The sequence below is a fragment of the Streptomyces sp. NPDC048277 genome (genome assembly GCF_040652235.1).
Taxonomy (GTDB): Bacteria; Actinomycetota; Actinomycetes; order Streptomycetales; family Streptomycetaceae; genus Streptomyces.
In genome coordinates, this window is record NZ_JBEZLQ010000002.1 from 397,958 (window position 1) to 423,645 (window position 25,688).

Consider the following 25,688-nt stretch of genomic DNA (forward strand, 5'->3'; position numbering starts at 1 on the left):
CGGCAAGGATGCGGCCATGGGTATACGCATGGTTCACCGCCGGACGCCCCAGAGCAGGCCCCGGGCCAAGGCCCGTTCCGCCTCCGCCTCCGCTCAGGTCACAGCGTCCCCGTCGGCCCCGGCCCAAGCCGCCGGCGCCAGCTCCGCCCGCATCCCCACCGACCTCGCCGTCACCGTCCGCCGAGCGGTCACCCGCCTGCGGCGCAGGCTCCGCGCCCGCCTCGGCCCGCGCCAGTGGCTCGACCTCGCCCGCAGCTACCTCGCGCTGCTCCTCACCGCGCTCCCCGGCCCCCGCCGCCCCCGCACCATGACGGTGTTCGTGGCGACCCTCACCGAACGGCCGACGGGCTCCGCCGCACGCCGTCGGTCACCGGAGCCGGACGCCGCACCCTGACCGCCACGGCGTACCCCAGCACCCCGAGCAACAGTCCCGCGCCCGCTCCGAAGAGCACCGTGGGGAGCAGCTCCCAGGGCTTGGCCGTAGCACCCCAGTAGTCCCACCACCGCGTGGCCCGCTGCACCGCCGCGACCAGGGCGCAGCCGGCGATCCCGATCCCGGCCCACCACCGGTCCCGTACCGACAGCGGCGGCACCCCCACCGGCTCCCCGGCCCGCGCCCGCCGTACCGCGCGGACCACGAACACGGCGAGCACGGCCGCGCCCGCCGCCGAACTGCCGTACTGGAGCAGGGTGTACAGCGGCATGCCCGCGACGTCGTCCCGGCCGATCACGGGGATCAGCCGGGTGCCCCAGCGGTCGTGGTGGGTGAACGCGTCCCAGACGACATGGGTGAGCGCGCCGAGCACGGCGGAGACGTACCAGCGGGCCGCGACCAGGACTCCGGCACGCGCGCGTGGCGCCCCGCAGCGCAGCAGCCCGGCCAACCGCCCCTGCCGGGTCCGCGGCGCGAGGGCCACCAGCGGCTCCCGCACCAGCAGCCACAGCCCCACCAGCGCCCAGGAGAACAGCACATCGACGGTGAAGACACCGGTGAAGGAGTGGGTGAACTCGCCGAACTCCATCGCGCCCGGCACCGCGCTCGCCGCGTAGTAGGCGAGGTCGGGGGCGAAGGACCCCGCGACGAGCACCGCCGGCACCAGCCGCCCCCGCCCGGTCCCGTCACCGCGCACGGCGGGCAGCACGGCGGCGGCATGGCTGAGAGTGAACGGCACCCGGGCCCCCTGGAGCGGTCGTCGGCCGGTGTGCCGAACAGAGATCGCGTACGACAAGTATCCGGGAAGCCACCATCGTTCAACGGGGGATGGCCAACTGGTGAAAATCGGGCACCGGTGGGTGTCCGTGGAAAGCAAGTTGTCGTAGTGTCGCCTGGGTCGCCGCCCCGGGCGCGTACGGCCGGGTGCACGACCTCACAACTCGAAAGAGGTAACGGGGGCAACCACAGCACCGGGTCAACCGTCACACCAGGGCGAGCGGACAGACGGAAACGGGCGCTCAGAAGGCGCCCAGGGGAGGGGTTCACCACTATGGCGGCGCAATTCGGCAGGCGGCTGCGCAAGGGAGCGGCGACGACCGCCGCGGCCGCGTTGGCGGTAGCGGCTCTGTCCGCGTCCCAGGCACCGGGCAGCACGACCGGCGACACGGGCAGACAGGCCAACGCCGGCGCCAGCACCTCCGCACCCGACACGGCCGGCGCGACCGGTGGTGCCACCGGCAACTCGCCGTACTACACGGACCTGCCGCCGCTGAACAGCCCGAACCCCAGCACCGGCCCCACCGCCTCCTCGTCGAGCATCGGCACCGCCGTCGCCAGGGGCGAGGCCGAGGCCGGCATACCGGCCACCGTCCTGGACGCCTACAAGAAGGCCGAGACGGAGCTGCGCAGCGCCAAGCCCGGCTGCAACCTGCCCTGGCAGCTGCTCGCCGCCATCGGCAAGGTGGAGTCCGGACAGGCCCGCGGCGGTGACGTCGACGCCGAGGGCAACACCCTGCACCGGATCCTCGGCCCCGAGCTCGACGGCAACGGCTTCGCGCTCATCAAGGACACCGACGGCGGCAAGTACGACGGCAACAGCCAGTACGACCAGGCCGTCGGCCCCATGCAGTTCATCCCGTCGACCTGGGCCTGGGCGGGCCGCGACGGCAACGGCGACGGCGTCAAGGACCCCAACAACGTCTACGACGCGGCGCTGGCCGCCGGCTACTACCTGTGCCGCTACGGCTGGGACCTGTCCGTCCAGGCCGACATGAACAGCGCGATCCTCAGCTACAACAACTCGCAGGACTACCTGAACCTGGTCATGTCCTGGTACGAGTACTACCGCAAGGGCACCCACTCGATCCCGGACGGCACCGGCACCGTGCCCAGCCACCGCAGCGACGACGGCACGTCCGGGTCCGGTTCCGGCGGCTCCAGTGCCTCCCCGTCGCCCAGCACGCCGGGCACGAGCACGCCGACCCCCTCGGAGCCCACGCCGAGCACCCCGAGCACGTCGCCCTCCCTGCCGCCCACGGCCACCGACACCGTGGACCACCTGGAGGACGCGGGCACCGCCACGCTCACGGCGATGACCGGCGACGCGTTCACCAAGAAGATCAGCACGCGCGCGGAGACCGTGGCCGGCCGGACCGTCGCCAAGGTCCGGGTCCGCTTCACCATCGTCGGATCCACCGACGCGACCTTCACCGGCGGCGAGAGCACCGCCGTAGTCGCCACCGACAGCAAGGGCGTCGCCGTCGCCCCCGCGCTCCAGGCGGGCGAGAAGACCGGCGACTTCACGGTCCACGCCGGCGTGGTCGGCCGTACGGTGAAGGGCGTCGACTACGACGCGACCGTCACCGCGCGCGCCGCCGACACCCTCGCCCTCGTCAACACCACCGCGCTGACCTGCACCCCGGGCGGCGAGTTCGCCGACCAGGTGCAGACGAAGGCCACTTATCAGGGTGCCGTCGCCGACAAGGTCGCCGCCACCGCCACCCTCGTCAAGTCGGCGGACGACACCAGCGAGAACGACCAGGGCCCGTACTTCAAGGACGCGAACGGCAACGCCGTCCGCACCCTGACGGACCTCCAGACGGACGCCAACGGCCTGCTCACGCTGCCCAAGCTGTACGCGGACGACACCACCGGCACGTTCCTGCTGCGCATCACCACCACCGGCGGTGCGACGCTCACCGTCGAGCTGACGGTCGCCGCGGCGGACAGCTCGGCGAGCCCCTCGCCGACCGCCTCCGAGTCGGCCTCGGCCTCGGCCTCCGCCTCCCCGAGCGCCTCAGCCACGTCCTGAGTCCCGGTCGTACGACGACGAGGGCGCCCTTCCGCCGACGCGGGAGGGCGCCCTCGCGTGTGAGACCTGTTCTCTTCTCACCCTCCCGTTGCTACCGTGCCCGGACCTGACGATCCATCAGGAACCGAAGCCGCCGGGAGGCCCCGCATGCGTGCTCTGATCGCCGCCGCGACCGGTCTCACCCTCGCGGTCGTCCTGGTCGTCACGATCAGCGCCCTGGGGTCGCCGACCGGAAAGACGTCCCCCAAGCCGCTGCTCACGACGGTGCCGTCACATCCGTAACCGCCGCCCCGGGAGGCCGAGATGCGCCGCAAGGCCAGTCTGGTCCTGCTCGCCTGCGCCGTGTTCTTCGCGACGCTGTCCCCGATGCTGCGCTGGTACGCCTTCCCGCGCCTCGCCAAGATCCCGCCGAACCAGTACCAGGACATGGTCCTGGTGGCGAAGAACGCCACGCTTCTCGACTACGGAACCATGAAGGCGAAGAAGGTCCCCCAGGTCACCATCGTGCAGACCCTCAAGGGCAATGTGGAGGCCGCGAAGGAGATCGAGCGGACGGCGGGCCGGGACGTCGTGGTCTGGGACGGGCTGTCCTACGTCCAGGGGCCCGACGGCAAGATGGTCTCCGAGATCCCCGAGCGCTACATCTTCGACGCCCACAGCCAGGAACCCGTCCACGCCACCGGCGAGATGGTCGACGGCGACCCGGTGAGCCGGGACGGTATCGAGTTCAAGTGGCCGTTCCTGACCGAGAAACGGGACTACGAGTACTTCGACGCGCAGACCCGCACCACCAACCCCATCCACTACAAGGGGGCGCAGACCTTCCGGGGCGTCAAGGTCTACTACTTCGAGCAGACCATCCCGTGGACCAAGGTCGCGATGCCCAAGAAGATGCCGGTGCAGGGCATCACCCCGGAGACCGTCGCCAAGACCGGCACCACCCGCTGGTACACGACGGTCCGCAAGTTCTGGGTGGAACCCGTCACCGGCGCGCCCGTCTACGGCGAGGAACTCCACAAGGAGGAACTGCGCGGCGGCACCCTGCTGGGCGGCCGCGCCAAGGTGACCGCCTTCGCCGGCGACGTGAAGATGCGCGAGGACTACATCGAGCACACGGTCGCCCTGGTGAAGCACAACCGCACGATCGTCCTGCTGCTGACCTCCTACCTCCCCTGGGGCTTCCTGTCCCTCGGTATCGCGCTGCTCGCCCTCTCCCTCTGCCTGGAGGCGCTGAGCCGGCGCCCCGCCGACCCGCAGCCGGCCGAGTCCGCGATCCCGGAACCGGTCAGCGCCTGAGCCGCGCGTTGGTGTGCCGGGTGGGCTCGGCGGTGGCCGGATCCTCCGGCCAGGGATGCTTCGGATACCGCCCCCGGAGCTCGGCCCGCACGCCCTTGTAGCCGTCCTTCCAGAAGGAGGCGAGGTCGGCGGTGACGGCGGCGGGCCGCCCGGCGGGAGACAGCAGATGCACCAGCACCGGCACCCCGGCCACGGCAGGCGACTGCTGCAATCCGAACATCTCCTGCAACTTCACGGCGAGAACCGGCTGTTCGGGATTCCCGTAGTCGACCCGGATCCGCGACCCGCTGGGTACGGCGATCCGCTCGGGCGCCAGCTCGTCGAGCCGCCCCGCCTCCCCGCTCGCCCACGGCAGCAGCCGCCGGAGCGCCTCCCCGGCGTCGATCCGCCCGAGATCGGCCCGCCGCCGGGCCCTGCCGAGCTCCGGCTCCAGCCAGTCGTCCACGCGCGCGTGCAGCGCGTCGTCGGACACGTCGGGCCAGGGCTCCCCGAGGTGCAGCCGAAGGAAAGCGAGCCGCTGCCGCAGTACGGCCGCGTCGGGCGTCCACCGCACCAGGCCGAACCCCTCCTGCCGCAGCCCTTCGAGCAGCGCGTCGCGTACCAGGGCGGGGTCGGCGTCCCGCAGCGGCCGCACCGCGAGCTCGATCGCCCCGAGCCGTTCCACGCGCCGTGCGACGACCTCACCGTCGGCCCAGTGCACCTCGTCCCGCTCGTCCAGCAACGCCCCGGCCGCCACGCGCGCGACCTCCTCGTCCACGGCCGCCGCGAGCTGCACCCGCGCGTGCCCCTTCCCGAGGGGCCGGTCGGCGACGGCGACGGCGAGCCAGGGCGTGGACCGCAGCGGCGACCCTTCCCGGAGTTCGGCACGGGTCCCGGAGACCATGAGGTAGGAACCGCCGTCCGCCCGGCCGACCCGCTCGGGAAAGGCGAGGGCGGCGACGAGCCCGGCGATCTGATCGTCGGGGGTGTCCGGCCCGTACCCGACCTCGACCTCGCCTGCTGACCGACTGCGATGGGCCGGTGGGCGGGAGATGTCGTCGAAGACGGCCCGCAGCCGCCGGACCTCCGCACGCCACCTCCCGGAATAGGCGTCACCCCCACGCCGCACACTCCGCAGCGCAGCCCCCAGATCGTCCCCGTACTCCCGAGGAACCTCCTCGCTCAACAACGCGACCACCTCCGCGGCCCGCTCCACCCCCGCCACCGCGGCTCCGTCCACCAGCGCCCGCCCCAGCCGGGGGTGCAAGCCCAGCCGCGCCAACCGCACCCCCCTCCCCGTGGCCCGGCCGACGGAGTCCACCGCCCCGACCGCCGTCAGCAGCCCCCGTGCCGCCGCCATCGCCCCGCCCGGCGGTGGATCCAGCAGTGCCAGCCCCGTGGCCCCGGGATCGCCCCAGCAGGCCGTCTGGAGGGCGAACGCGGTCAGGTCGGCCACCTTGATCTCAGGTGCCGGAAAAGCCGTCAGGCGGGCGTCCTCGGCCTCGGACCAGCACCGGTACACCGCCCCCGGCGCCTCACGCCCGGCGCGCCCCGCACGCTGCCGCCCGGCCGCGCGCGACGCCCTTACCGTCGCCAGCGCGCTCAACCCGCGCGCGTGGTCGACACGCGGCTCCCGCGCGAGTCCGGAGTCGACCACCACCCGGACGCCCGGGACGGTCAGCGAGGACTCCGCCACCGACGTGGTGAGGACCACCCGGCGCCGCGCCCCGGGCGCCAGCACCGCGTCCTGCACGACCGCCGGTGCCCGGCCGTGCACCTGGAGCACCTCGGTGTCCCCGAGGTCCCCCAGCTGCCCGGCCACGCGCGCGATCTCGCCGACCCCGGGCAGGAAGCACAGCACGTCCCCGGAGCGCTCGGCCAGGGCCCGCCGCACGACGGACGCCACGTGTGCCAGCAGGAGGGGGTCGACGCGCATCCCGTGCGGCGGCCGTACCGGACGCGCCGGCGGCGCCCACACCACGTCCACGGGGTACGACACGCCGTCCGCCTCGACCACCGGCGCGTCGCCCAGGAGCCGCGCCCACCCCTCGGCGTCCGTCGTCGCCGACGCGGCCACGAGGCGCAGCTCCGGTCGCAGCGTCTCCCGTACGTCCCAGAGGAAGGCCGCCACCGTGTCGGCGTCCAGATGCCGTTCGTGGCATTCGTCGAGGACGACGACGTCCACGCCGGACAGCTCCTGGTCGCGTTGCAGACGCTGCAACAGCACACCGGTCGTGACGACCTCCACGCGCGCGTGCCGCCCCACGACCCGCTCGCCGCGCACGGTGTAGCCGATGCTCCGCCCGACCTGCTCGCCGAGCAGCCATGCCATCCGGCGGGCCGCCGCACGGGCGGCGATCCGGCGCGGCTCGGCCACCACGACCCGTCGCGCGGGCCCCTCGCCCAGCAGCCCGGCCAGCGCCAACGGCACCAGCGTCGTCTTGCCGGTGCCGGGCGGTGCCACGAGGACGGCGGTGCCGTGCCCCTCCAGGGCGTCCTCCAGGCCGGGCAGGGCCTGTCGTACGGGCAGCGCTTCCAGGGCGTCGTAACGGATCACGCCCCTAGTGTCGTACGCCCCCGGAAACCACCCGCACGCGCGCGTGCGGGTGGTTTTTCAGTCCCGGTCCTTCAGTCCCGCTCGCACACGAAGATCGCCGTGCCGGGGATGAGACCGCCCCGCAGCGGGGACCAGCCGCCCCATTCGGACGAGTTCCAGGCCGGCCACTCCGGCTCCACCAGGTCCACCAGCCGGAAACCCGAGGAGGCGATGTCGCGGACGCGGTCGCCGAGCGTGCGGTGGTGCTCCACGTACACCGCGCTGCCGTCCTCGTCCTGCTCGACGTACGGCGTCCGGTCGAAGTAGGAGGCCGACACGGACAGGCCCTCGGGGCCCGGCTCGTCCGGGAACGCCCAGCGGATCGGGTGGGTGACGGAGAAGACGAAACGGCCGCCGGGACGCAGCACGCGGTGCCCCTCGCGCAGCACCAGGCGCGGGTCGGCGACGAAGGGCAGCGCGCCGTACGCCGAGCACACCAGGTCGAACGACGCGTCCGCGAAGGGCAGCGCACCCGCGTCCGCACAGACGAGGGGAAACGATCCGCCGATGCGCAGCGCGTGCTGGAGCTGGCGGTGCGAGAGGTCCAGGGCGACCGGCCGGGCACCCTGGGCGGCCAGCCAGCGCGAGCACTGGGCCGCGCCGGCGCCGATCTCCAGGACGTCCTTCCCCTTCAGCTCCTCCGACGGGCCGAGCAGCTCCGCCTCCACCTCGTCGAGGCCCTCGGGGCCCCACACGAAGCGGTCGTCGCCCAGGAACGTGCCGTGCTCGATCTGGTACTCGTCGGCGTTGCGGTCCCACCAGCCCCGGTTGGCCCGGCTGCTCTCCGCGACCCCGGCGGCACGCCGGGTGGCTTCCGGTTCGGCCTCGGCGCCGGCCGTCGAACCGGCCTCTTCCAGGTCGAACGAATCGGGCTCTTGGATGATCGGCTCCCTCGTCGTACTCTTCCGTGCAACCCGTCGGCGGGTGTGTCACGGAGGGGGTCTCTCAGGCGTGCGTGGCCTGGTGGGACGTTTCTTGTGCCGGGTATGCGGTGTTCCGCCCCGGGTGTGCGCCTTCGCGCATTGACCCTGCCCGGCTGCCCCCGTATGCTACAAGTTGCGCTGCGGGCCTGCGCACCTCAGACGTAGCAGGCTGCGCTCGCATCTGTATGTATGTCCCCTCGGTTGTCGAGGCGTCACCAGTGTTTCGGGTGGCGCTTCCCAGGCTGTCCGGCTTCTGCAGAGCGAAACAGGCTCCCGGCGTAAGCAGTACCTACGACTTCAATGTCCGTACCGGAGCCCTTTCTCACATGACGAGCAGCACCGAGACCACCGCCACCACCCCGCAGGTAGCGGTCAACGACATCGGTAACGAGGAAGCCTTCCTCGCCGCGATCGACGAGACGATCAAGTACTTCAACGACGGCGACATCGTCGACGGCGTCATCGTGAAGGTCGACCGGGACGAGGTCCTGCTCGACATCGGTTACAAGACCGAAGGTGTCATCCCGAGCCGCGAGCTCTCGATCAAGCACGATGTCGACCCCAACGAGGTCGTCGCCGTCGGTGACGAGATCGAAGCCCTTGTTCTCCAGAAGGAGGACAAGGAAGGCCGCCTGATCCTCTCGAAGAAGCGCGCCCAGTACGAGCGTGCCTGGGGCACCATCGAGAAGATCAAGGAAGAGGACGGCATCGTCACCGGTACCGTCATCGAGGTCGTCAAGGGTGGTCTCATCCTCGACATCGGCCTCCGCGGCTTCCTCCCGGCCTCCCTGGTGGAGATGCGCCGTGTCCGCGACCTCCAGCCCTACGTGGGCAAGGAGCTCGAGGCGAAGATCATCGAGCTGGACAAGAACCGCAACAACGTGGTCCTGTCCCGCCGTGCCTGGCTGGAGCAGACCCAGTCCGAGGTCCGCCAGACGTTCCTCACGACCCTCCAGAAGGGTCAGGTCCGCTCCGGTGTGGTCTCCTCGATCGTCAACTTCGGTGCCTTCGTGGACCTGGGTGGCGTCGACGGTCTGGTCCACGTCTCCGAGCTGTCCTGGAAGCACATCGACCACCCGTCCGAGGTTGTCGAGGTCGGCCAGGAGGTCACCGTCGAGGTCCTCGACGTCGACATGGACCGCGAGCGCGTCTCCCTGTCGCTGAAGGCGACCCAGGAAGACCCGTGGCAGCAGTTCGCCCGGACCCACCAGATCGGTCAGGTCGTCCCGGGTAAGGTCACCAAGCTGGTTCCGTTCGGTGCGTTCGTCCGCGTGGACGAGGGCATCGAGGGTCTGGTCCACATCTCCGAGCTGGCCGAGCGCCACGTGGAGATCCCGGAGCAGGTCGTCCAGGTCAACGACGAGATCTTCGTCAAGGTCATCGACATCGACCTCGAGCGCCGCCGCATCAGCCTCTCGCTGAAGCAGGCCAACGAGGCCTTCGGTGCCGACCCGGCCACGGTCGAGTTCGACCCGACCCTGTACGGCATGGCCGCGTCCTACGACGACCAGGGCAACTACATCTACCCCGAGGGCTTCGACCCCGAGACCAACGACTGGCTCGAGGGCTACGAGACCCAGCGCGAGGCGTGGGAGCACCAGTACGCCGAGGCGCAGCAGCGCTTCGAGCAGCACCAGCAGCAGGTCATCAAGAGCCGCGAGGCCGACGCTGCCGCTGCCGAGGAGGGCGGCGACGCCGCGGGTGCGGCTCCGGCCGCGGGTGGCGGTTCGTACTCCTCCGAGGGCGCCGACACCTCCGGTGCGCTGGCCTCGGACGAGGCGCTGGCCGCGCTTCGCGAGAAGCTCGCGGGCGGCCAGAGCTGAACGCTCACTGAGCAGTAGCTCCTGACCGAGGGGCCGTGCCTTCCGAGGTGCGGTCCCTCGGTGTTTTCCGCGTTCTCCACCGGCACGCCCCGGCGTTCACGGGGATGGTCGCCCTCACAGCCGTAGAAACGTGTGGGATACACGAGTAACCGTTGCGCCGTAACGCGGCGCTGGGACGCTTCCCCGGTCTTCGTTCAAGATCGGAAGGGGAGTCCCGTCATGGCACAGCCTCAGTACAGGTCAGGGACGAGTCGGCGGGCGTTCCTGAGGAACGTCGGTGTCACCGGCGGAGCCGGCGCCATGTTCGCCACCATGGGAGCCCTCGGCCTCGCTCCCACCGCCCGCGCGGAGGCCTTCCGGGCACCGCGCGCCGGCGACTTCGCGCTCACCGGGCGCGCCGCGGCCAGGGTCGTCGTCCTCGGCGGCGGCATCGCCGGCCTCGCGACCGCGTACGAACTGGGCAAGGCCGGCTACGACTGTACGATCCTGGAGGCCAGGGACCGTACCGGCGGCCGCAACTTCACCGTGCGCGGCGGTGACTCGACCACCGACCTCTACGGCAACACACAGACCGCGCGGTTCGCCGACGGCCACTACATGAACGCCGGACCGGCCCGCATCCCGCAGTGGATGATCACCCTCGACTACTGCCGTGAACTCGGCGTCCCCATCCAGGTGTTCACGAACGTCAACGCCGACGCGTACCTCTACAACGAGTCCGCCGGCATGACGAAGCCCGAGCGCTACCGCACCGCCAAGGCCGATGTGTACGGCTACGTCTCGGAGTTGCTCGCCAAGGCCACGAACAAGGGCGCCCTGGACAAGGAGTTGACGGCCGCCGACCAGGAGCGGCTCGTCGAGTTCCTCAAGGACTGGGGCGAACTCGGCGACAGACTGACGTACGAGGGCGGTGAGCGGCGCGGATACACGACCGTACCGGCCGCCGCCGGCACCCCCGGAGTGCTCCTCGGCGACGTCCCGACCGCCTCCCAGGTGTTCGCGAGCGGTGTCGGGCGCTACTTCTCCTTCGAGTTCGGCTTCGACCAGGCCATGCTGATGTTCCAGCCGGTCGGGGGCATGGACCGGATACCGAAGGCGCTCACCCGGGCGATCGGCGCCCACCGGGTCCGTACCGGGGCCGTCGTGTCCAGGATCACCGACAAGGGCGACGGTGTCACCGTGACGTACACCGAGGGCGGCCGCACCAAGGCCGTCGAGGCCGACTACTGCGTGGCCGCCATGCCGCCCAACATCCTCGCCAGGGTGCCGCACAACCTCGGCTCCGGCGTACAGAGCGCCCTGGAGGCCATCACGCCGTCGTCCGCGGCCAAGATCGGCCTCGAGTACCGCTCCCGCTGGTGGGAACTCGACCACCACATCTACGGCGGCATCACCGAGACCGACCAGGACGTCACCCACATCTGGCACCCCTCGTACGGCTTCCACGGCGAACGGGGCGTCCTCATCGGCTACTACAACTACGACGACGACGCGGACTCCTACGCCGCGCTCACCCCGGCCGGGCGCGAACAGCGCGCGGTGGCCGCCGGAGTGAAGATCTACGGCGAGAAGTACCGCACCGAGCTGGCCTCCTCCTTCTCCCACCACTGGCGGCAGACACCGCACCTGGAGGCCGCCTGGCACGACACCCCCGGCGGCCCCGACGACGTCCGCTACAAACCCCTCGACGAGCCCACCGGCCGGGTCTACTTCGCCGGTGACTGGCTCAGCTACACGGACGCCTGGCAGCACGGCGCGTTCAGCTCCGCGCGGAAGGCGGTCACGGCCCTGCACGCGCGCGTGATGTCGGTGTAGGACAGGACGGGTGCACGCGCGCGTGCGTGTGTTCGGCCCCGCGGGGACGCGCGCGCGTGTTCGCCTTCCGGCCGTGAGAAGGCGGTGAGATGTCGGCCGTCCGCATCGCCGACGGGAATGCCTGCGGCCTGCGGCACGTTGTCCCGTACGAACACGAGGAGGAGCGGTCACAGTGCTTGATCCGCAGGGTTTGTACGCATGGGAGCCGAAGGGCCTCGCCGTGGTCGACATGGCGCTCGCCCAGGAGTCGGCCGGTCTTGTCATGCTCTACCACTTCGACGGATACATCGACGCGGGTGAGACCGGCGACCAGATCGTCGACCGGCTCCTGGACTCGCTGCCCCACCAGGTCGTCGCCCGCTTCGACCACGACCGGCTCGTGGACTACCGGGCCCGCCGCCCGCTGCTGACCTTCAAGCGGGACCGCTGGACCGAGTACGAGGAGCCCACCATCGAGGTGCGGCTGGTCCAGGACGCCACGGGCGCGCCGTTCCTGCTGCTGTCCGGGCCCGAACCGGACGTCGAGTGGGAGCGCTTCGCCGCCGCCGTACGGCAGATCGTGGAGCGGCTCGGCGTCCGCATCTCCGTGAACTTCCACGGCATCCCCATGGGCGTCCCGCACACCCGCCCCGTCGGCCTCACCCCGCACGGCAACCGCACCGACCTCGTCCCGGGCCACCGCAGCCCCTTCGACGAGGCCCAGGTGCCCGGCAGCGCCGAGTCGCTGATGGAGTACCGCCTCATGGAGGCCGGCCACGACGTCCTGGGCGTCGCCGCGCACGTCCCGCACTACATCGCACGCTCGCCCTACCCGGACGCCGCCCTGACCGTCCTGGAGGCCATCACGGGCGCCACCGGGCTGGTCCTGCCGGGCATCGCGCACGCCCTGCGCACGGACGCGCACCGCACGCAGACGGAGATCGACCGCCAGATCCAGGAGGGCGACGAGGAGCTCACCGCCCTCGTCCAGGGCCTGGAGCACCAGTACGACGCGGCCGCGGGCGCCGAGACCCGGGGCAACATGCTCGCCGAGCCGGTGGAGATCCCGTCGGCGGACGAGATCGGCCTGGAGTTCGAGCGGTTCCTGGCGGAGCGCGAAGGCGACAACTGAGCACCGTCCGGGCGACGGGCGGGCGCAGGCCGGGCGTAGCCCCGGTGACGGCCGAGCCCCGTCCGGGCCGGTGCCGGTGGCAGGCCCTAAGCTTCGGGGCATGCTGAAAGTTGGCCTCACCGGCGGGATCGGCGCCGGCAAGAGCGAGGTGTCGCGGCAACTCGTCGGGCGCGGCGCGGTGCTGATCGACGCGGACCGCATCGCGCGTGAGGTCGTCGCGCCCGGAACTCCCGGTCTGGCGGCCGTCGTCGAGGCCTTCGGCCCGGACGTGCTCACCGCCGACGGCAGCCTGGACCGGCCGAAACTGGGCTCGATCGTCTTCGCCGACCCCGAGAAGCTCGCCGTACTGAACTCGATCGTGCACCCCCTGGTCGGCGCCCGCTCCCGTGCACTGGAGAGCGCGGCCGCCCCCGACGCCGTGGTGGTCCACGACGTCCCGCTCCTCGCGGAGAACGGCCTCGCCCCGCTCTACGACGTCGTGGTCGTCGTGGACACCGCCCCCGAGACCCAGCTCGACCGGCTGACACGGCTGCGGGGGATGACGGAGGAGGACGCACGCGCGCGCATGGCCGCGCAGGCGACACGCGAGAAACGCCTGGAGATCGCCGACATCGTGATCGACAACGACGTGCCCCTGGCCGCGCTCGAACAGCGCGTCGAGGAGGTCTGGGGCGATCTCGTACGCCGGGCGCGGACGTCCGGTTCGAACTAGCGGGCACGCGTCTTCGAAATAGCGGGCACCCGTCCGGGCGTTGAACCGCTTCAGTGAGGGAAGGACTTTGCCGTGCCCGAGACCAGCGGTTCGACCGGACGTACTCCGGAGACGCATGTCATCGACTTCCGTGCCGCCGAGCAACTGCTCAACGCACGGGACCCGCGGGGTGCGGTGAAGCTGCTCGACAGAGTGATCGCCGCGCACCCCGAGAACACCGCCGCCCGGCTGCTGCGCGCGCGTGCCTTCTTCGCGGCCGCGCAACTGCGTCCCGCCGAGCTGGAGTTCACCATCGTCCTGGAGCGCGAGCCGGACAACGCGTTCGCCCACTTCGCGCTCGCCCGCACCTACCAACGCCAGGGCCGCGCCGACCTCGCGATACGCCACTTCCGGCTGGCGGCCGCGCTGGACCCCAACCCGGAGTACCTGAAGGCGGCCCGTTTCGAAGGCGGTGCGTGAGCGGGCGGTCCCTCACGGGTGACCTTGCTGCGGCGGGCGCCGGAACGTCGGCGGGCGGGTGTCAGCGGGCCGGTACGGCGGCACATCGCGGCCCGGCTGATAGTGCGGACCCTGTCTGATGTGCCTGAGGATCACGGCCATGTCGATGGTGGCCACCAGCCACAGCACCCCGCAGGCGGCCGCCCAGCCGGGACGGCCGAGGAGCGCGAACACCGCCGTGCCGAAGATCGCCCAGGCCAGTCCCCACACGCTCAGCCACAACCGCGCCCGCAGTGCACTGCGCGCGGTCGCCGGTTCACTTCCCGTACGCATCCCGGATCACCGCTCCTCCTAGCAACGTACTCTTCGACCAGGACGTTCACCAAGGGGGACCCCGCTGTGCTGCCGGACGCCGACGACCTGCCCGACCTGCTCCTCGACCTCGCCGTGCCGCACGAGGACATCAACGAGGTGGTCGCGCTGCGGCGGACCGTGACCGCCGATCCCGGGGTACGACGGCTGCTGGAGGAGTGCGCCGAGGACGCGACCGGGGGCGTACGGGAGGTCGACGACCCCGACGGGCTCGGTGCCCGGGCCGCCGAGGCCCCGGCCGCGCTGGGCGAGTACTTCCTCGTGTACGTCTTCGTCACCGCGCTGCCCCACGTCCGCGCGCTGCACCGGGCGCGCGAGATCCCCGACGACGTCTCCCGGCACACGCTCGCCGACCTCGGCCGCGGCATGGCGCTGCACCGCAGACGGTACGGCCGAGGAGGCCTGGCACCGCGCCACGCGCACTGGCTCACCCGCCACTTCTGCGGCCGCCTCTACCAGCTGGGACGACTGCAGTACGAGCGGACCGGGCTCGGCGATCGCACGGCACGGGCGGTCACGGCGGCCGGAACCGCCGTGACCGCGGGCGAGCCCTGCCTGGACCTGCACATCCCCGACTTCCACGGACCGCTCTCCCCGGCCGCCTGCGACCGCTCCCTGGACCGCGCCCGGAAGTTCTTCGCCCGGCACTTCCCCGAGGAGACCCACGCCGTCGCGGCCTGCCACTCGTGGCTGCTCGATCCGCAGCTGCGGCAACACCTCCCGGCGGACTCCAACATCGTCCGCTTCCAGGAGAGGTTCCGGCCCGGCTGGGAGGATCCGGAGTCGGCCGACACCACCCCGGTCGGCTTCGTCTTCGGCGACCCGGACCTTCCGGTACGGGACCTTCCCCGGCGCACCTCGGTGGAGCGGATGGTCGGCGACCATCTGAGGGCGGGCGGCCACTGGTACGTCGGGCACGGGTGGTTCCCGTGGGAGCACTGACCCGTGGAAAGTTCCCGACAGACCTCGAACTACTCGAACGGGTGAACCGGCGAGGTGCGGGAACGGCCGTGCGGCGGCGGGCCGTTGTTCGGGTATGACGGTTGAAATGCGTGAGGGGTACGAGGGAACAGGGCCCGGTGCGATCACCCCGGACGGCTGCGCGGTGGAGCTCTACGCGCGACTTTCCGTGGGGGAGGAGCCGGACATCATCGAGGCGGCGGTGCCGGCCGGCGCCCACATCCTGGAGCTGGGCAGCGGCGTCGGGCGGGTGACGCATCCGCTCCTGGAGCGCGGCTTCACGGTCACGGCGGTGGACGAGTCACCGGAGATGCTGGGGCGCGTGCGCGGGGCACGCACGATATGCGGCGCCATCGAAGGCCTCGACCTGGGCGAGAAGTTCGACGTGGTGATGCTCGCGTCGTTCCTGGTGCACACCGGGGACGTGGAGGTGCGCCGGGGCATGCTGCGCACCTGTGCGGCGCATGTGGCGGACGGTGGCTGTGTGCTCATCCAGCGGGAGGGCGCGGACTACCACTCGAAGGTGCCCAGGGAGCGGGTCGACCCCAGCGGCTACACCGTCCGGATCGTGTCGGCCGAGCCGGTCGGGGACGGGGTGAACTCGGTGCATGCGGAGTACGAGTTCCCGGACGCGGCCTGGACCCAGACGTTCCTGGCCCGGCCGCTCACCCGGGAACAGTTCGAGGAGGCACTCGCGGAGGCGGGACTGGAGGTGGACAAGTACCTGACCGAGGACGGGACATGGGTGCGGGCGGTGCCGACGGCGACGGCGTAGCCCGGAGCGGGCCTCGGCGGATCAGCGTCCGTCGGGGCGCTCACCGCCCGGCCGACCCGTTCCCCCCGACCCGCCCATCCCACCCATCGCGCCGAGGCCGCGCAGCCGTTCCAGCTCGCGGCGGTCGCGCTTGGTGGGGCGGCCGGCGCCGCGGTCACGGATGCCGATGGGGGCGACGGCCTCGCGGGGCGGGGGCGGCGGGGAGTTGTCGACGAGGCACTGGGCGGCCACGGGAGCGCCGACCCGCTTGCGGATCAGCCGCTTCACGATGACGACGCGTTCCCGCCCCTCGTGGCGCAGCCGTACCTCGTCACCGACGCGCAAGGAGTGGGCGGGCTTGACCCGCTCGCCGTTCACCTGCACATGCCCGCCCCGGCAGGCGGTGGCTCCCATGGACCGGGTCTTGATCAGGCGCACGGCCCAGATCCAGCTGTCGATCCGCACGGTCTCCCCGGGCGCGGGCCCCGCGGCCTCGGCGGCGGCAACGGCAGCGGCGAGGGCGGCGGGGTCGAGGGCCTGGCCGGCAGGGGAGGCGATGGCTTCGGCCCCGCTGTCCTCGCGGTCCCTGGTGTCGTCCGCATCCTCAGCAGCCATGCCCTGACCTTAGCCCCCCGAGCCGACAGAACTGGAGCCGATTTTCCGGGCACCCACATCCGCGCCGTAAAGGGGCGCGGGGAACTGCGCGACCAGCCACGGTCAACCCGCGGTCGCCACCTCGCACAAACTGACACGGTGCTCCCGCGAACTCCCACCGCCCCTGCCCGAGCCGATCCGGCAGACCCTTCTTTCCCCCAGGTCACCGGGCCCTACTGTTGAAGCATGGACGGCACCTCCCTCGCTCAGCTGGACCAGCAGGTCGGCGACTGCCGCGCCTGCCCCCGCCTGGTCGCCTGGCGCGAGGACGTGGCGCGTACCAAGCGCGCCGCGTTCGCCGACTGGACGTACTGGGGCCGCCCGGTACCCGGCTTCGGGCCCCCCGACGCCCGGCTGCTGGTCATCGGCCTCGCCCCGGCCGCGCACGGCGGCAACCGCACCGGCCGGATGTTCACCGGCGACCGCTCCGGTGACGTGCTGTACCAGGCGCTGTACGACGTCGGGCTCGCCTCGCAGCCGACGTCGGTGAGCGCCGACGACGGCCTGGAGCTGTACGGCGTGCGGATCACCTCGCCCGTGCACTGCGCCCCGCCCGCCAACAAGCCGACCCCCGAGGAGCGCGACACCTGCCGCCCCTGGCTGGTCGAGGAGCTGGCGCTGCTGCGGCCGACGCTGCGTGCCGCCGTCGTGCTCGGCGCCTTCGGCTGGCAGGCCGCGCTGCCGGCCTTCGCGGAGGCGGGCTGGACCGTGCCCCGGCCCCGCCCGCCCTTCGCCCACGGCGCCCGGGTCGACCTCGGCGGCCTGGACCTCTTCGGCTGCTTCCATGTCAGCCAGCGCAACACCTTCACCGGCCGCCTCACCCCCGAGATGCTCCGCGAGGTGCTGCGGACGGCGGCGGAGGCGGCCGGGCTGACCTGAGGGGGGTAAGGGGGCTCAGACGATCCGGGCCGCCGCCACCGGGCGGTCGCCGACCGTGTGGGTGCCGGTGGACGCGGACGAGTTGACGCTCCAGCGGTAACGGGAGAACTCGCCGGTGGCGTCGGAGGCGTAGAACATCATGTGGCCGATGCCGACGCCCTGGAAGCTCTCGCCGGTCACGTTGCTGACCATGCGGGTGTCCGGGTACTGCGGATAGTTGGTCAGGCCGTAGACCCCGTGCGGGTCGGAGGTGCAGTCGACGATCTCGACGGCGTACTGGGTCTCGCCGGTGAAGTCCGCGACGCCGCTGAAGACCCCCTTGACCTCGCGGACCATCACGATGTGCCCGGTGTTGTCGGCGTCCTGCCCGTTGTAGTCGACGGCGATCAGGTCGCCCGGCCGCAGGTCGGTCACCTTGTGGATGCGGCGGAAGCGCGGGCCGGCGGTGTCGTTCAGGAACGCGCTGCAGTAGTCGGCGGCCTCCGGGCTCTTCTCCTGGAAGTACTGGAGGAAGTAGGCGTCGGTCGCCCAGCCGTAGGTGTGCCTGAGCAGCGCCGTGACGAACGACGAGCAGCGGGCCCGGGCCACCCAGCTCGCGAGGTCGTCAGGGCGGCCCCAGGTCACGGTCGCTGTGGCGTTCATCAGATAGACGTTGTCGGCACGTGCCGTGACACCGCTGATCAGCGCGATCTCCTCCGGGATCAGGGCACGGTCGTAGGCGCGGACGTCGTCGATCGCGCCGTTGAAACGGTTCACGTAACCGCCGTCCCAGCGGGCGCGGCCGATGCTGAAGCCCTGGGTCGCGGCCCAGGCGAGGGTGGTGTCGGCGCTGCCTTCCAGCACGCCGTTCACATGGAGCTGGATGCGCGTGCCGTCCCAGACGCCTGTCAGATGGGTCCAGACGCCGGTCTTGGTGACGGGTGTGGCGCCGAGCGCGGAGATCTTGGTGCTCTGGTCCTCGCTGCGCACCTTGAAGGCCCAGGTCCCGGCCGTGTTGTCGTACTGGAGCAGGAAGCGGCTGTCGCTGCCGCCGTCCTGGCTGACCGCTGTGTACATGTTCGTGAGCACGGCGTCGTCGGCCAGCCGGACCCAGGCCGCGACGGTGAACGGGGCCGTGGTGTCCAGGACGGAGGCGGTGGCGGCGTAGGCCCCCGAGGTGCCGTCGAAGCTCAGTTCACCGCCCGCCCGCAGGCTGGTCCAGCTCGCTCCGGAGCCCAGGGCGACGGGATGCTGCAGGCCGGAGCGGTCGGCGGCGGAGCCGTCCAGCGGCCAGTGCCCGGCCAGCCCGGTCGGCAGATGGCCGGCCGCGAGCATGCGCTGGTACTGCACCATCTGCTCGCCCTCGGCCAGATGCGGCGCGGTGACCGGGGTGAACGGCGTGTCCAGCGGGGTGTCGGCCGCGGCGGTTCCCGTGCCGACGGCCACGCCTGCCACCGCGCCCATCCCCACGAGCGCGGCTCCGCTCAACAGCCCCCGTCTGCTCACCATGGTCATGCCCTCCCCGTTCGATCCGCTCGATCCGTTCGATCTGTCCGGATCCGTTTCGATCTTCACTGGCGAGGAGAACTCTAGGAGATCCCTGTGGGAACGGGTGTTCCCCTGGATCCTTCCGCGGACGGCCGGATCCGGCCGCTAGCGGCCGGTCTCCTCGCCGAAGAGGTGCCGCACCGTCGACCGGTAGTTGGCCTGGACATGGCCGAGCGCGAGGGCGCGGGCGCGGTCCGGGTCGCCGGAGGCGATCGCGTCGTACAGCTCGCGGTGTTCGGTGAGGAGCTGCGGCCACTCCTCGTTCCGCCGGGTGAGCCAGCGGAGGCGGCCGTCGACCGGTTCCATCACCGAGATGAGCAGGCTGTTGCCGGCCAGGGCCAGGATCCGGTCGTGGAAACGGGTGTTGATGTCGGTGATGGTCTCGGCGTCGTCCGCCTCGGTCGCCGTGGCCGCCCGGTCGAGCAGTTCCCGCAGCTCGGCCAGGGCCTCGGGCGTCGTCCGCGCCGCCGCCAGCCCGGCCGCGTACACCTCCAGTGCCTCGCGCAGTTCGAAAAGTTCCTTGACGTCGGTCGGGGTCAGCCGGCGCACGACGGTGCGGCGGGCCGACTCGAAGAGGACGAAGCCCTCCGCGACCAGGGCCCGGATCGCCTCCCGGACCGGTACCCGGGACACCCCGAACCGCTCGGCGAGCTCGCGCTCGACCAGCCGGTCGCCCGGACCGAGGCGCCCCTCGATGATGTCCTGTCGCAGGGTCGCCAGGACGCGTTCGCGCACCGCGCCCAGTGGTTCGATCTTCGTCGTGGGGGAGCCCATGAGGTCATTTTCGCCGACCCGAGGGGGCTTTTACGGAGCCGTAACGGGACGGACATCGGTCAGAACGCTTGACGGGAGCACCATGACGCAGTTTGGTATACCAAACGCGCGCAGTACCCGGTATCCGGCGGCCGACAGCAGCATCCGGCAGCCGTCCTCCTTCCTCCCCGCCCCGTAGTCCCTGGAGGTCCCGTGTCCCTGGCCGACCGCGCCGAAGCCACCGGCGCACCCGCGTTCGTCCCCGATCCCCGGCTCACCAACGAAGACCTCGCGCCCGCCGAGAAGCGGAACTGGAAGGTCTTCGACCTCTTCGCCATGTGGATGTCGGACGTCCACAACCTCGGCAACTACACCTTCGCCGCCGGCCTCCTGGTCCTCGGCATGAACGTCTGGCAGGTCTTCACCTCCCTCCTGGTCGGCTTCGTGCTCATCTACGTCGGCATGAACTGGATGGGCGGGATCGGCCAGCGCCACGGCGTGCCGTTCCCGGTGGTCAGCCGGATCAGCTTCGGCGTCTGGGGTGCCAACATCCCGGCGCTGATCAGAGCCGTGATCGCCATCATGTGGTACGGCATCCAGACCTATCTGGCGTCCGTCGCCGTCAACGTGATGCTGCTGGCGGCCTGGCCCGGACTGAAGTCCCTCACGGAGAGCTCCTTCCTGGGCCTGGACGCGCTGGGCTGGATCTCCTTCGTCTCGCTCTGGCTGGTCCAGGCGGCGATCATCAGCCGGGGCATGGAGACGATCCGCAAGTTCCAGGACTTCTGCGGCCCGGCGATCTGGCTGGTGATGATCGCGCTGGCGATCTGGATCCTCGCCAAGGCCCACTGGACCATCTCGCTGACCTCCACCCCGCACCCGGTCTCGACCGGCGAGCAGTGGCGGCAGTGGTTCGGCGCGATCGGCCTGATCCTCGCCACCTACGGCACGCTGATGCTCAACTTCTGCGACTTCTCCCGCTTCGCGCCGGACTACCGCACCGTGCGCCGCGGCAACTTCTGGGGTCTGCCCATCAACTCGACGGCGTTCGTGGTCGTCTCGGTGATCGTCACGGCGGGCTCCCTGGAGGTCTTCGGCGAGGCCATCACCGACCCGGCCGAACTGGTCGCCAAGGTCGGCAACACCTGGGTCCTGGTCGTGGCCGCGCTGACCTTCGCGGTCGCCACCATGGGCGTCAACATCGTCGCCAACTTCGTCTCGCCGGCCTACGACCTGGCCAATGTCTGGCCGCAGAAGATCAGTTTCAAGGTCGGCGGCATGATCAGCACGGTCGCCGCCCTGGTCGTCACCCCCTGGAACCTCTTCTCCAACCCCACCGTCGTCAACTACTTCCTCGGCGGGCTCGGCGCCTTCCTGGGGCCGCTGTTCGGCGTGATCATGGTCGACTACTACGCGATCAAGCGCGGCAAGGTGGATGTGCAGGCGCTCTTCAACGCGGCGCCCGGCTCGCCGTACCACTACCGCAAGGGCGTCAACCCCAGGGCGCTGTGGGCGTTCCTGCCGTCGGCGGCGGTCGCGGCCGTGCTCGCGCTGGTGAAGACGTTCAGCGATGTGGCGCCCTACTCCTGGTTCATCGGCACCGCGCTGGCGGCGGGCCTGTACCTGGCGCTGTGCCGCCGTGACCGAACCCCCGTGACCGAGGAGGTCTGAAGGACGTGCGGATCGTCGTCACCAACTGCAACACCACGCAGGAGATGACCGCGGAGATCGTACGAGGTGCCCGGGCCGCCGCAGGCCCGGGCACCACCGTGACCGGGCTGACCCCGAACTGGGGACCCGAGTCGGCGGAGGGCTGGCTGGACAGCTATCTGTCGGCGGCGGCGGTCATCGACGCACTGCGGACCTACGCGGGGCCGCCGTACGACGCCGTGGTCATGGCCGGTTTCGGCGAGCACGGGCGGGAGGGCGTCCGGGAACTGGTGGACGTGCCGGTCGTGGACATCACCGAGGCCGCCGCCCATCTCGCCTGTCTGCTGGGTCGCCGCTACGGCGTCGTCACCACGCTGGAGCGCTCGCGCGGGCAGATCGAGGACAGCCTGGAGACCGCCGGGGTGGCGCGCAACTGCGTCGCGGTCACCGGCACCGGACTGGGCGTCCTCGCCCTCGCCGGTGACCCCGAGCGCACCGAGGCCGCGTTCCTCGCGGCGGCCGAACGGGTCCGGGACGCCGGGGCCGAGGTCCTCGTCCTGGGCTGCGCCGGGATGACGGGGCTGCAGCGGGTGGTGGCGGAGAAGCTGGGGGTTCCGGTGGTCGACGGAGTCGGCGCGGCGGTGAAGCTGGCGGAGTCCCTGGTGGCACTGGGGCTCACGACCAGCCGGGCGGGGAGTTACGCCAAACCGTTGGCCAAGAGGCGGGTGTGGGGGCCGCGCGGGGCGTAGGGACGGGGCGTGCGGACGAGGCATGGGGGGCGGCGGCTTCGGGCACACGGACCTCGTGGGACGCACGGCGCCGCCGTGTCCTCGGTGGCGCCTGGAATGGTCCTACATCCTTGTGATTCACATCACACGAGGAGGCGTACATGAGCACCCCGACCACCGAAACCGGAACCATCGCGGACCCCGGCCCACTCGGCCTCGCCGCCTTCGCCGCGACCACCTTCGTCCTCAGCGTCTTCAACGCCGACCTGATCACCGACAAGAGCCTGGCCGCCGTCGTCCTGCCGGTCGCCCTCTTCTACGGCGGACTGGCCCAGCTTCTCGCGGCCATGTGGGAGTTCCGCAAGGGCAACACCTTCGGAGCCACGGCCTTCGGGTCCTACGGTGCCTTCTGGCTGGCGTACGCCGCCTATGCGAAGTTCGTCGCGGGCAGCCTGCCGCCCGCCACCGCACACCAGGCGACCGGTCTGTTCCTGCTGGTGTTCGCGATCTTCACGGTCTACATGACCGTCGCCGCGACCCGCACCACGGGAGCCATCCTGGCCGTGCTCGTCACCCTGTCGGCCACGTTCATCGTTCTGTGCGTCGGAGAGTTCGCGCAGTCGCCCGGCACGGTCAAGGCCGGCGGCTGGCTCGGCCTGGTCACGGCCGTGTGCGCCTGGTACGCGTCGTTCGCGGGCGTCACCAACTCCACCTACCACCGCGCCGTCGTGCCGGTCTTCCCGAACATCGGCGACCACCTGCGGACGCACCGCGGCCACCACGGCGGTCCGGTCGCCGGAGTCCACGCGTGATCAGCAGCGCTCAGGGCCGCCACACGTACCGCACGTCCGGCTCCCGCTCCTCGTTCCCGCTCCCGTCCGTGTACTCGACGGCGACGAAGCCGTGCCGCTCGTAGAACCGGTGAGCGGGCTTGTTGACCTGGAACGTCCAGAGCGTGAGTCCGCCGGGTCTCAGCTCCTTCGCGAGGGCGACGAACCTGTCACCGACACCCCGCCCCCGCCATGCGGGGTCCAGATACAGCTGGGACAACAGACCATCCGCGAGCACCATCATCCCCACGATCCGACCGCCCGCCGCCGCGACCCAGGTCTCCCGCTCCGGCACCACGACGTCCCGGAAGTACGCGCGCACCTCGTCGTCGGAGCGCGCCCGGACGACGGTGGGCAGGGCGGTGGAGTACGACCGCAACCAGACGTCGGCGACGGCGCCCGCGTCCGGACCACCGGCCCGGCGCAGCACGACCTCGGTGTTCATGCCCGCGCCTCCTCGTCGGGTACGACGGCCGTGGCCGTGATCTCCACCAACTGCCCGGTGTAGCCGAGGCAGGCGACCCCGATCAGTGTGGACGAGTGGGGCCCGGCACTGAGCCCGGAGGCCTCCACGACCTCCCACACGGCCGACAGCACCGCAGGGTCGCTGCTCACCACGTACACATCCGTGGCCACGACGTGCGCCAGGTCGGAGCCGACCGCACGCAGCTGCTCCGCAAGGTTCGTGAGCACCTGCTCGGCCTGCCGTACGGCGTCTCCCGCACCGACCAGCTGTCCGTCCGCGTCCAGCGGGACGGACCCGGCGAGGAAGGCGAGTCTCGTACCGGCCTCGACGACGGAGGCGTGCGAGTACGTCGGCGGCGGGAAGAGGGCGGGGGCGGTCACACGGCGGATCACGGCGGCTCCTCGGACAGACGACTGCGGGCGCCCCGATCATCCGGACGCGGAACCGTGACCGCATCCGAATTTCCGGCGTACTCCGCCACCCCACCCCCGTCGCCGTACGGGCTCTCGACCCGCCAGCCGTCCTCGCGCGCCACCCGCTCGAACACTCCGATCTTGTACGCCAGGCCTTCCGGCTCCCCGATGTCGCACGACCGTTCCGCCCTCGCCCACTCCTCCTCTCCTCGCACCAACGGCCGCCCGCGCACGGCGAGATGGAGCGCCAGCGTCGACAACGCGTACAGCCGCATCGCATCCCGCCGCTCCGACAACCGCCGGTACGCCTCGGTCTCCCGCAGCCGCAGCCGCTTCCCGTCGACACCGGCCGACAGCAGCGCCATCGGCTCCGACCCCTCCTCCTCACCCCGGACAAGGAAGACCAACTCCCCTTCCACCTCCCTGACTTCGTAGCGAGGCAGATACGACAGCCGGGCGAAGCCGAGGGCGTGCTTCCACGAGGTGACCCAGAGGCCGCGGGCGAGGTAGTAACGGACTGATTCCCGCCAGGTCCAGTACGCGTCCAGGCGGAACCCGCACAGCCCCTCGGCGCGGCACGCCTCGTACACCGTGTCCAGCGCGGCGGCCGCCACACCGCGCCGCCGGACGACCGGATGGACGTAGAGCGAGGAGACGCGCAGTGCGCCCGCGCCCAGCGGCCAGGTGTCGACGGCGACGGTACCGACGGGCTCCGGGCCGCCGCCCGGCGGCAGCAGCCAGTACCTCCGCCCGAAGTCGTCGTCATGCCGGTGCTCGCGTCCCTCGGCGCCCAGCCCGAGCCGTAGGCGCTTCTCCCTCGACACCGTGAGCGAGCCCGGATCGACGCAGGTGCCGAAGGCGCCCTCGGTCAGCGAGGCGAGGTCCCACAGCCCGAACCGGCGGCCCTCCCCGAAGCCGACGGGGCGCAGCAGCGGAGCGGCCGCCAGCCGTTCGTGCACGCGCAGCGCTTGATCATCTTTCATGTGCCCGGAGCGTAGGAGCGCGTCGGGACGGCCGGGTGTCGTTGCCGGTACGTCACCCGGGCAGGTCATTCCGGCGGAGGACCACCCTCCTGTTCGCACAGTCGCCGTTCGCACTCGCGTTCAAGGTGCGGGTACGCCTCGGCGATGGCCTCGTAGACCCGTCGCCGCAGCAGTTCCTCGGCGGCGCCGCGGCCGGTGCTGCCGTACCACCCCGTCAGGAGTTCGTCGTAGCGGATCAGCCGATGACGCAGGTAGTCGACCTCCCAGCGGTCGAGGGCACCGGGATCGGCGCTCTCGGCCGTGGCCGGTTCCGGCACGTGGTCCCAGCGTTCGTACGCCCGCTCCGCGTCCCGCCGGTTGCGGTGCCCGACGGCGAGGTCCGTCAGTCTGTGCGGAGCCAGCCTCGGCACGTCGATCGGCTCCGCCGCGATCCGCGTCAGCACGTCCCGCCGCCTGCGCTGCGCGGCCGCCCGCGCCGCCAGGGACCGCCGCGCCGCGGCCGCCGCCACGGTCCTGAACTCCTCACTCTGTTCGGCGGCCGCCACCCGCTCGACGCGATAGAGCCGGATCGGCGGGCCTGTCTCACGAAAGCGCGGATGGACCCGGAGCAGGTCGGGCTCGCCGAGCAGCCGCCGCACCATGCCCCGCGTCCATCCCCGAGCCCGCAGCCCGCCCGCGGAGACGTACATACCGCCCGCGGAGTCGTCCCCGTCACAAGTCGTCACAACTACCTCCCCCGAAATCACAGTCAGTGACGACTTCATTGATAACGCGTGGCACT

The 25,688-nt window shown here is 71.5% G+C and carries 26 protein-coding genes; 15 read left to right on the plus strand and 11 right to left on the minus strand.

Going from position 1 to position 25,688, the window contains the following annotated elements:
* Positions 1–16 precede the first annotated feature (16 nt).
* On the plus strand, positions 17–394 hold the full coding sequence (locus AB0D85_RS06465) for a hypothetical protein (RefSeq protein ID WP_362314464.1): 378 nt from the start codon (positions 17–19) through the stop codon (positions 392–394).
* Here the strand turns inward: AB0D85_RS06465 and AB0D85_RS06470 are convergent.
* Complete coding sequence (locus AB0D85_RS06470) at positions 330–1,172, minus strand: DUF4184 family protein (RefSeq protein ID WP_362314466.1); 843 nt, start codon at positions 1,170–1,172, stop codon at positions 330–332. The two genes, AB0D85_RS06465 and AB0D85_RS06470, sit on opposite strands and share 65 nt — an antisense overlap.
* Before the next feature lie 312 nt (positions 1,173–1,484).
* On the opposite strand from AB0D85_RS06470, the gene AB0D85_RS06475 reads away from it, so the two are divergent.
* The 3 genes from AB0D85_RS06475 (at position 1,485) to AB0D85_RS06485 (ending at position 4,541) form a co-directional block, all read left to right on the plus strand.
* On the plus strand, positions 1,485–3,245 hold the full coding sequence (locus AB0D85_RS06475; protein WP_362314469.1) for a lytic transglycosylase domain-containing protein: 1,761 nt from the start codon (positions 1,485–1,487) through the stop codon (positions 3,243–3,245).
* Positions 3,246–3,392: 147 nt separating this feature from the next.
* A complete protein-coding gene (locus AB0D85_RS06480; RefSeq protein WP_362314471.1) occupies positions 3,393–3,527 on the plus strand; it encodes an SPW_0924 family protein in 135 nt (44 codons plus the stop codon).
* Between the two features lie 21 nt (positions 3,528–3,548).
* A complete protein-coding gene (locus AB0D85_RS06485) occupies positions 3,549–4,541 on the plus strand; it encodes a DUF3068 domain-containing protein (protein ID WP_362314474.1) in 993 nt (330 codons plus the stop codon).
* Here AB0D85_RS06485 and hrpB read toward each other — a convergent pair.
* Together hrpB and AB0D85_RS06495 are read right to left on the minus strand one after the other, a co-directional pair.
* Entirely contained in the window at positions 4,531–7,077 is a 2,547-nt protein-coding gene (gene hrpB, locus AB0D85_RS06490; RefSeq protein ID WP_362314477.1) for an ATP-dependent helicase HrpB, read from the minus strand. The two genes, AB0D85_RS06485 and hrpB, sit on opposite strands and share 11 nt — an antisense overlap.
* 71 nt (positions 7,078–7,148) lie before the next feature.
* Positions 7,149–7,997: a class I SAM-dependent methyltransferase gene (locus AB0D85_RS06495; protein WP_362315211.1), complete on the minus strand. Its 849-nt coding sequence runs from the start codon at positions 7,995–7,997 to the stop codon at positions 7,149–7,151.
* A 368-nt stretch (positions 7,998–8,365) separates the two neighbouring features.
* On the opposite strand from AB0D85_RS06495, the gene rpsA reads away from it, so the two are divergent.
* The 5 genes from rpsA to AB0D85_RS06520 all read left to right on the plus strand — a co-directional run bounded on the left by rpsA (position 8,366) and on the right by AB0D85_RS06520 (position 13,959).
* On the plus strand, positions 8,366–9,862 hold the full coding sequence (rpsA, locus tag AB0D85_RS06500; RefSeq protein WP_123977983.1) for a 30S ribosomal protein S1: 1,497 nt from the start codon (positions 8,366–8,368) through the stop codon (positions 9,860–9,862).
* Positions 9,863–10,081: 219 nt separating this feature from the next.
* Positions 10,082–11,677, plus strand: coding sequence for a flavin monoamine oxidase family protein (locus AB0D85_RS06505; protein WP_362314482.1), 1,596 nt, complete (start codon positions 10,082–10,084; stop codon positions 11,675–11,677).
* Positions 11,678–11,849: 172 nt separating this feature from the next.
* Positions 11,850–12,788 (plus strand): PAC2 family protein, encoded by a 939-nt coding sequence (locus AB0D85_RS06510; protein ID WP_362314485.1) that lies wholly within the window; start codon positions 11,850–11,852, stop codon positions 12,786–12,788.
* Positions 12,789–12,888: 100 nt separating this feature from the next.
* Entirely contained in the window at positions 12,889–13,500 is a 612-nt protein-coding gene (coaE, locus tag AB0D85_RS06515; protein ID WP_362314487.1) for a dephospho-CoA kinase, read from the plus strand.
* Between the two features lie 72 nt (positions 13,501–13,572).
* Positions 13,573–13,959, plus strand: a complete 387-nt coding sequence (locus tag AB0D85_RS06520) for a tetratricopeptide repeat protein (RefSeq protein ID WP_362314489.1) — start codon at positions 13,573–13,575, stop codon at positions 13,957–13,959.
* Positions 13,960–13,971: 12 nt separating this feature from the next.
* Here AB0D85_RS06520 and AB0D85_RS06525 read toward each other — a convergent pair whose 3' ends face one another.
* On the minus strand, positions 13,972–14,271 hold the full coding sequence (locus tag AB0D85_RS06525; protein ID WP_362314492.1) for a DUF6343 family protein: 300 nt from the start codon (positions 14,269–14,271) through the stop codon (positions 13,972–13,974).
* A gap of 66 nt (positions 14,272–14,337) precedes the next feature.
* Between AB0D85_RS06525 and AB0D85_RS06530 the strand changes: the two genes are divergently transcribed.
* On the plus strand, positions 14,338–15,252 hold the full coding sequence (locus tag AB0D85_RS06530) for an acyltransferase domain-containing protein (RefSeq protein ID WP_362314494.1): 915 nt from the start codon (positions 14,338–14,340) through the stop codon (positions 15,250–15,252).
* A gap of 106 nt (positions 15,253–15,358) precedes the next feature.
* Positions 15,359–16,045, plus strand: coding sequence for a class I SAM-dependent methyltransferase (locus AB0D85_RS06535; protein ID WP_362314497.1), 687 nt, complete (start codon positions 15,359–15,361; stop codon positions 16,043–16,045).
* A 21-nt stretch (positions 16,046–16,066) separates the two neighbouring features.
* Here the strand turns inward: AB0D85_RS06535 and AB0D85_RS06540 are convergent, their stop codons facing one another.
* Entirely contained in the window at positions 16,067–16,639 is a 573-nt protein-coding gene (locus AB0D85_RS06540) for an RNA-binding S4 domain-containing protein (RefSeq protein WP_362314499.1), read from the minus strand.
* A 225-nt stretch (positions 16,640–16,864) separates the two neighbouring features.
* On the opposite strand from AB0D85_RS06540, the gene AB0D85_RS06545 reads away from it, so the two are divergent.
* Positions 16,865–17,557, plus strand: coding sequence for a uracil-DNA glycosylase (locus AB0D85_RS06545; protein ID WP_362314502.1), 693 nt, complete (start codon positions 16,865–16,867; stop codon positions 17,555–17,557).
* Between the two features lie 15 nt (positions 17,558–17,572).
* Here AB0D85_RS06545 and AB0D85_RS06550 read toward each other — a convergent pair whose 3' ends face one another.
* Positions 17,573–19,045, minus strand: coding sequence for a LamG-like jellyroll fold domain-containing protein (locus AB0D85_RS06550; RefSeq protein WP_362314505.1), 1,473 nt, complete (start codon positions 19,043–19,045; stop codon positions 17,573–17,575).
* A gap of 144 nt (positions 19,046–19,189) precedes the next feature.
* Positions 19,190–19,858: a GntR family transcriptional regulator gene (locus AB0D85_RS06555; RefSeq protein ID WP_362314508.1), complete on the minus strand. Its 669-nt coding sequence runs from the start codon at positions 19,856–19,858 to the stop codon at positions 19,190–19,192.
* A 192-nt stretch (positions 19,859–20,050) separates the two neighbouring features.
* Between AB0D85_RS06555 and AB0D85_RS06560 the strand changes: the two genes are divergently transcribed.
* The 3 genes from AB0D85_RS06560 to AB0D85_RS06570 all read left to right on the plus strand — a co-directional run bounded on the left by AB0D85_RS06560 (position 20,051) and on the right by AB0D85_RS06570 (position 23,027).
* On the plus strand, positions 20,051–21,508 hold the full coding sequence (locus tag AB0D85_RS06560) for an NCS1 family nucleobase:cation symporter-1 (protein WP_362314510.1): 1,458 nt from the start codon (positions 20,051–20,053) through the stop codon (positions 21,506–21,508).
* Positions 21,509–21,513: 5 nt separating this feature from the next.
* Positions 21,514–22,236, plus strand: a complete 723-nt coding sequence (locus AB0D85_RS06565; protein ID WP_362314513.1) for an aspartate/glutamate racemase family protein — start codon at positions 21,514–21,516, stop codon at positions 22,234–22,236.
* A gap of 140 nt (positions 22,237–22,376) precedes the next feature.
* Positions 22,377–23,027 carry an acetate uptake transporter gene (locus AB0D85_RS06570; protein WP_362314515.1) on the plus strand — a complete coding sequence of 217 codons (651 nt, stop codon included), beginning with the start codon at positions 22,377–22,379 and terminating at the stop codon, positions 23,025–23,027.
* A 10-nt stretch (positions 23,028–23,037) separates the two neighbouring features.
* Here AB0D85_RS06570 and AB0D85_RS06575 read toward each other — a convergent pair whose 3' ends face one another.
* From AB0D85_RS06575 to AB0D85_RS06590, 4 genes are all read right to left on the minus strand, one after another.
* Positions 23,038–23,490 carry a GNAT family N-acetyltransferase gene (locus tag AB0D85_RS06575; protein WP_362314518.1) on the minus strand — a complete coding sequence of 151 codons (453 nt, stop codon included), beginning with the start codon at positions 23,488–23,490 and terminating at the stop codon, positions 23,038–23,040.
* Positions 23,487–23,903 carry a RidA family protein gene (locus AB0D85_RS06580; RefSeq protein WP_362314521.1) on the minus strand — a complete coding sequence of 139 codons (417 nt, stop codon included), beginning with the start codon at positions 23,901–23,903 and terminating at the stop codon, positions 23,487–23,489. The genes AB0D85_RS06575 and AB0D85_RS06580 overlap by 4 nt, the downstream gene beginning before the upstream one ends.
* Complete coding sequence (locus tag AB0D85_RS06585; RefSeq protein ID WP_362314524.1) at positions 23,900–24,907, minus strand: GNAT family N-acetyltransferase; 1,008 nt, start codon at positions 24,905–24,907, stop codon at positions 23,900–23,902. Before AB0D85_RS06585 ends, AB0D85_RS06580 begins: the two co-directional genes overlap by 4 nt.
* 65 nt (positions 24,908–24,972) lie before the next feature.
* On the minus strand, positions 24,973–25,632 hold the full coding sequence (locus AB0D85_RS06590) for a hypothetical protein (RefSeq protein WP_362314527.1): 660 nt from the start codon (positions 25,630–25,632) through the stop codon (positions 24,973–24,975).
* Positions 25,633–25,688 lie beyond the last annotated feature (56 nt).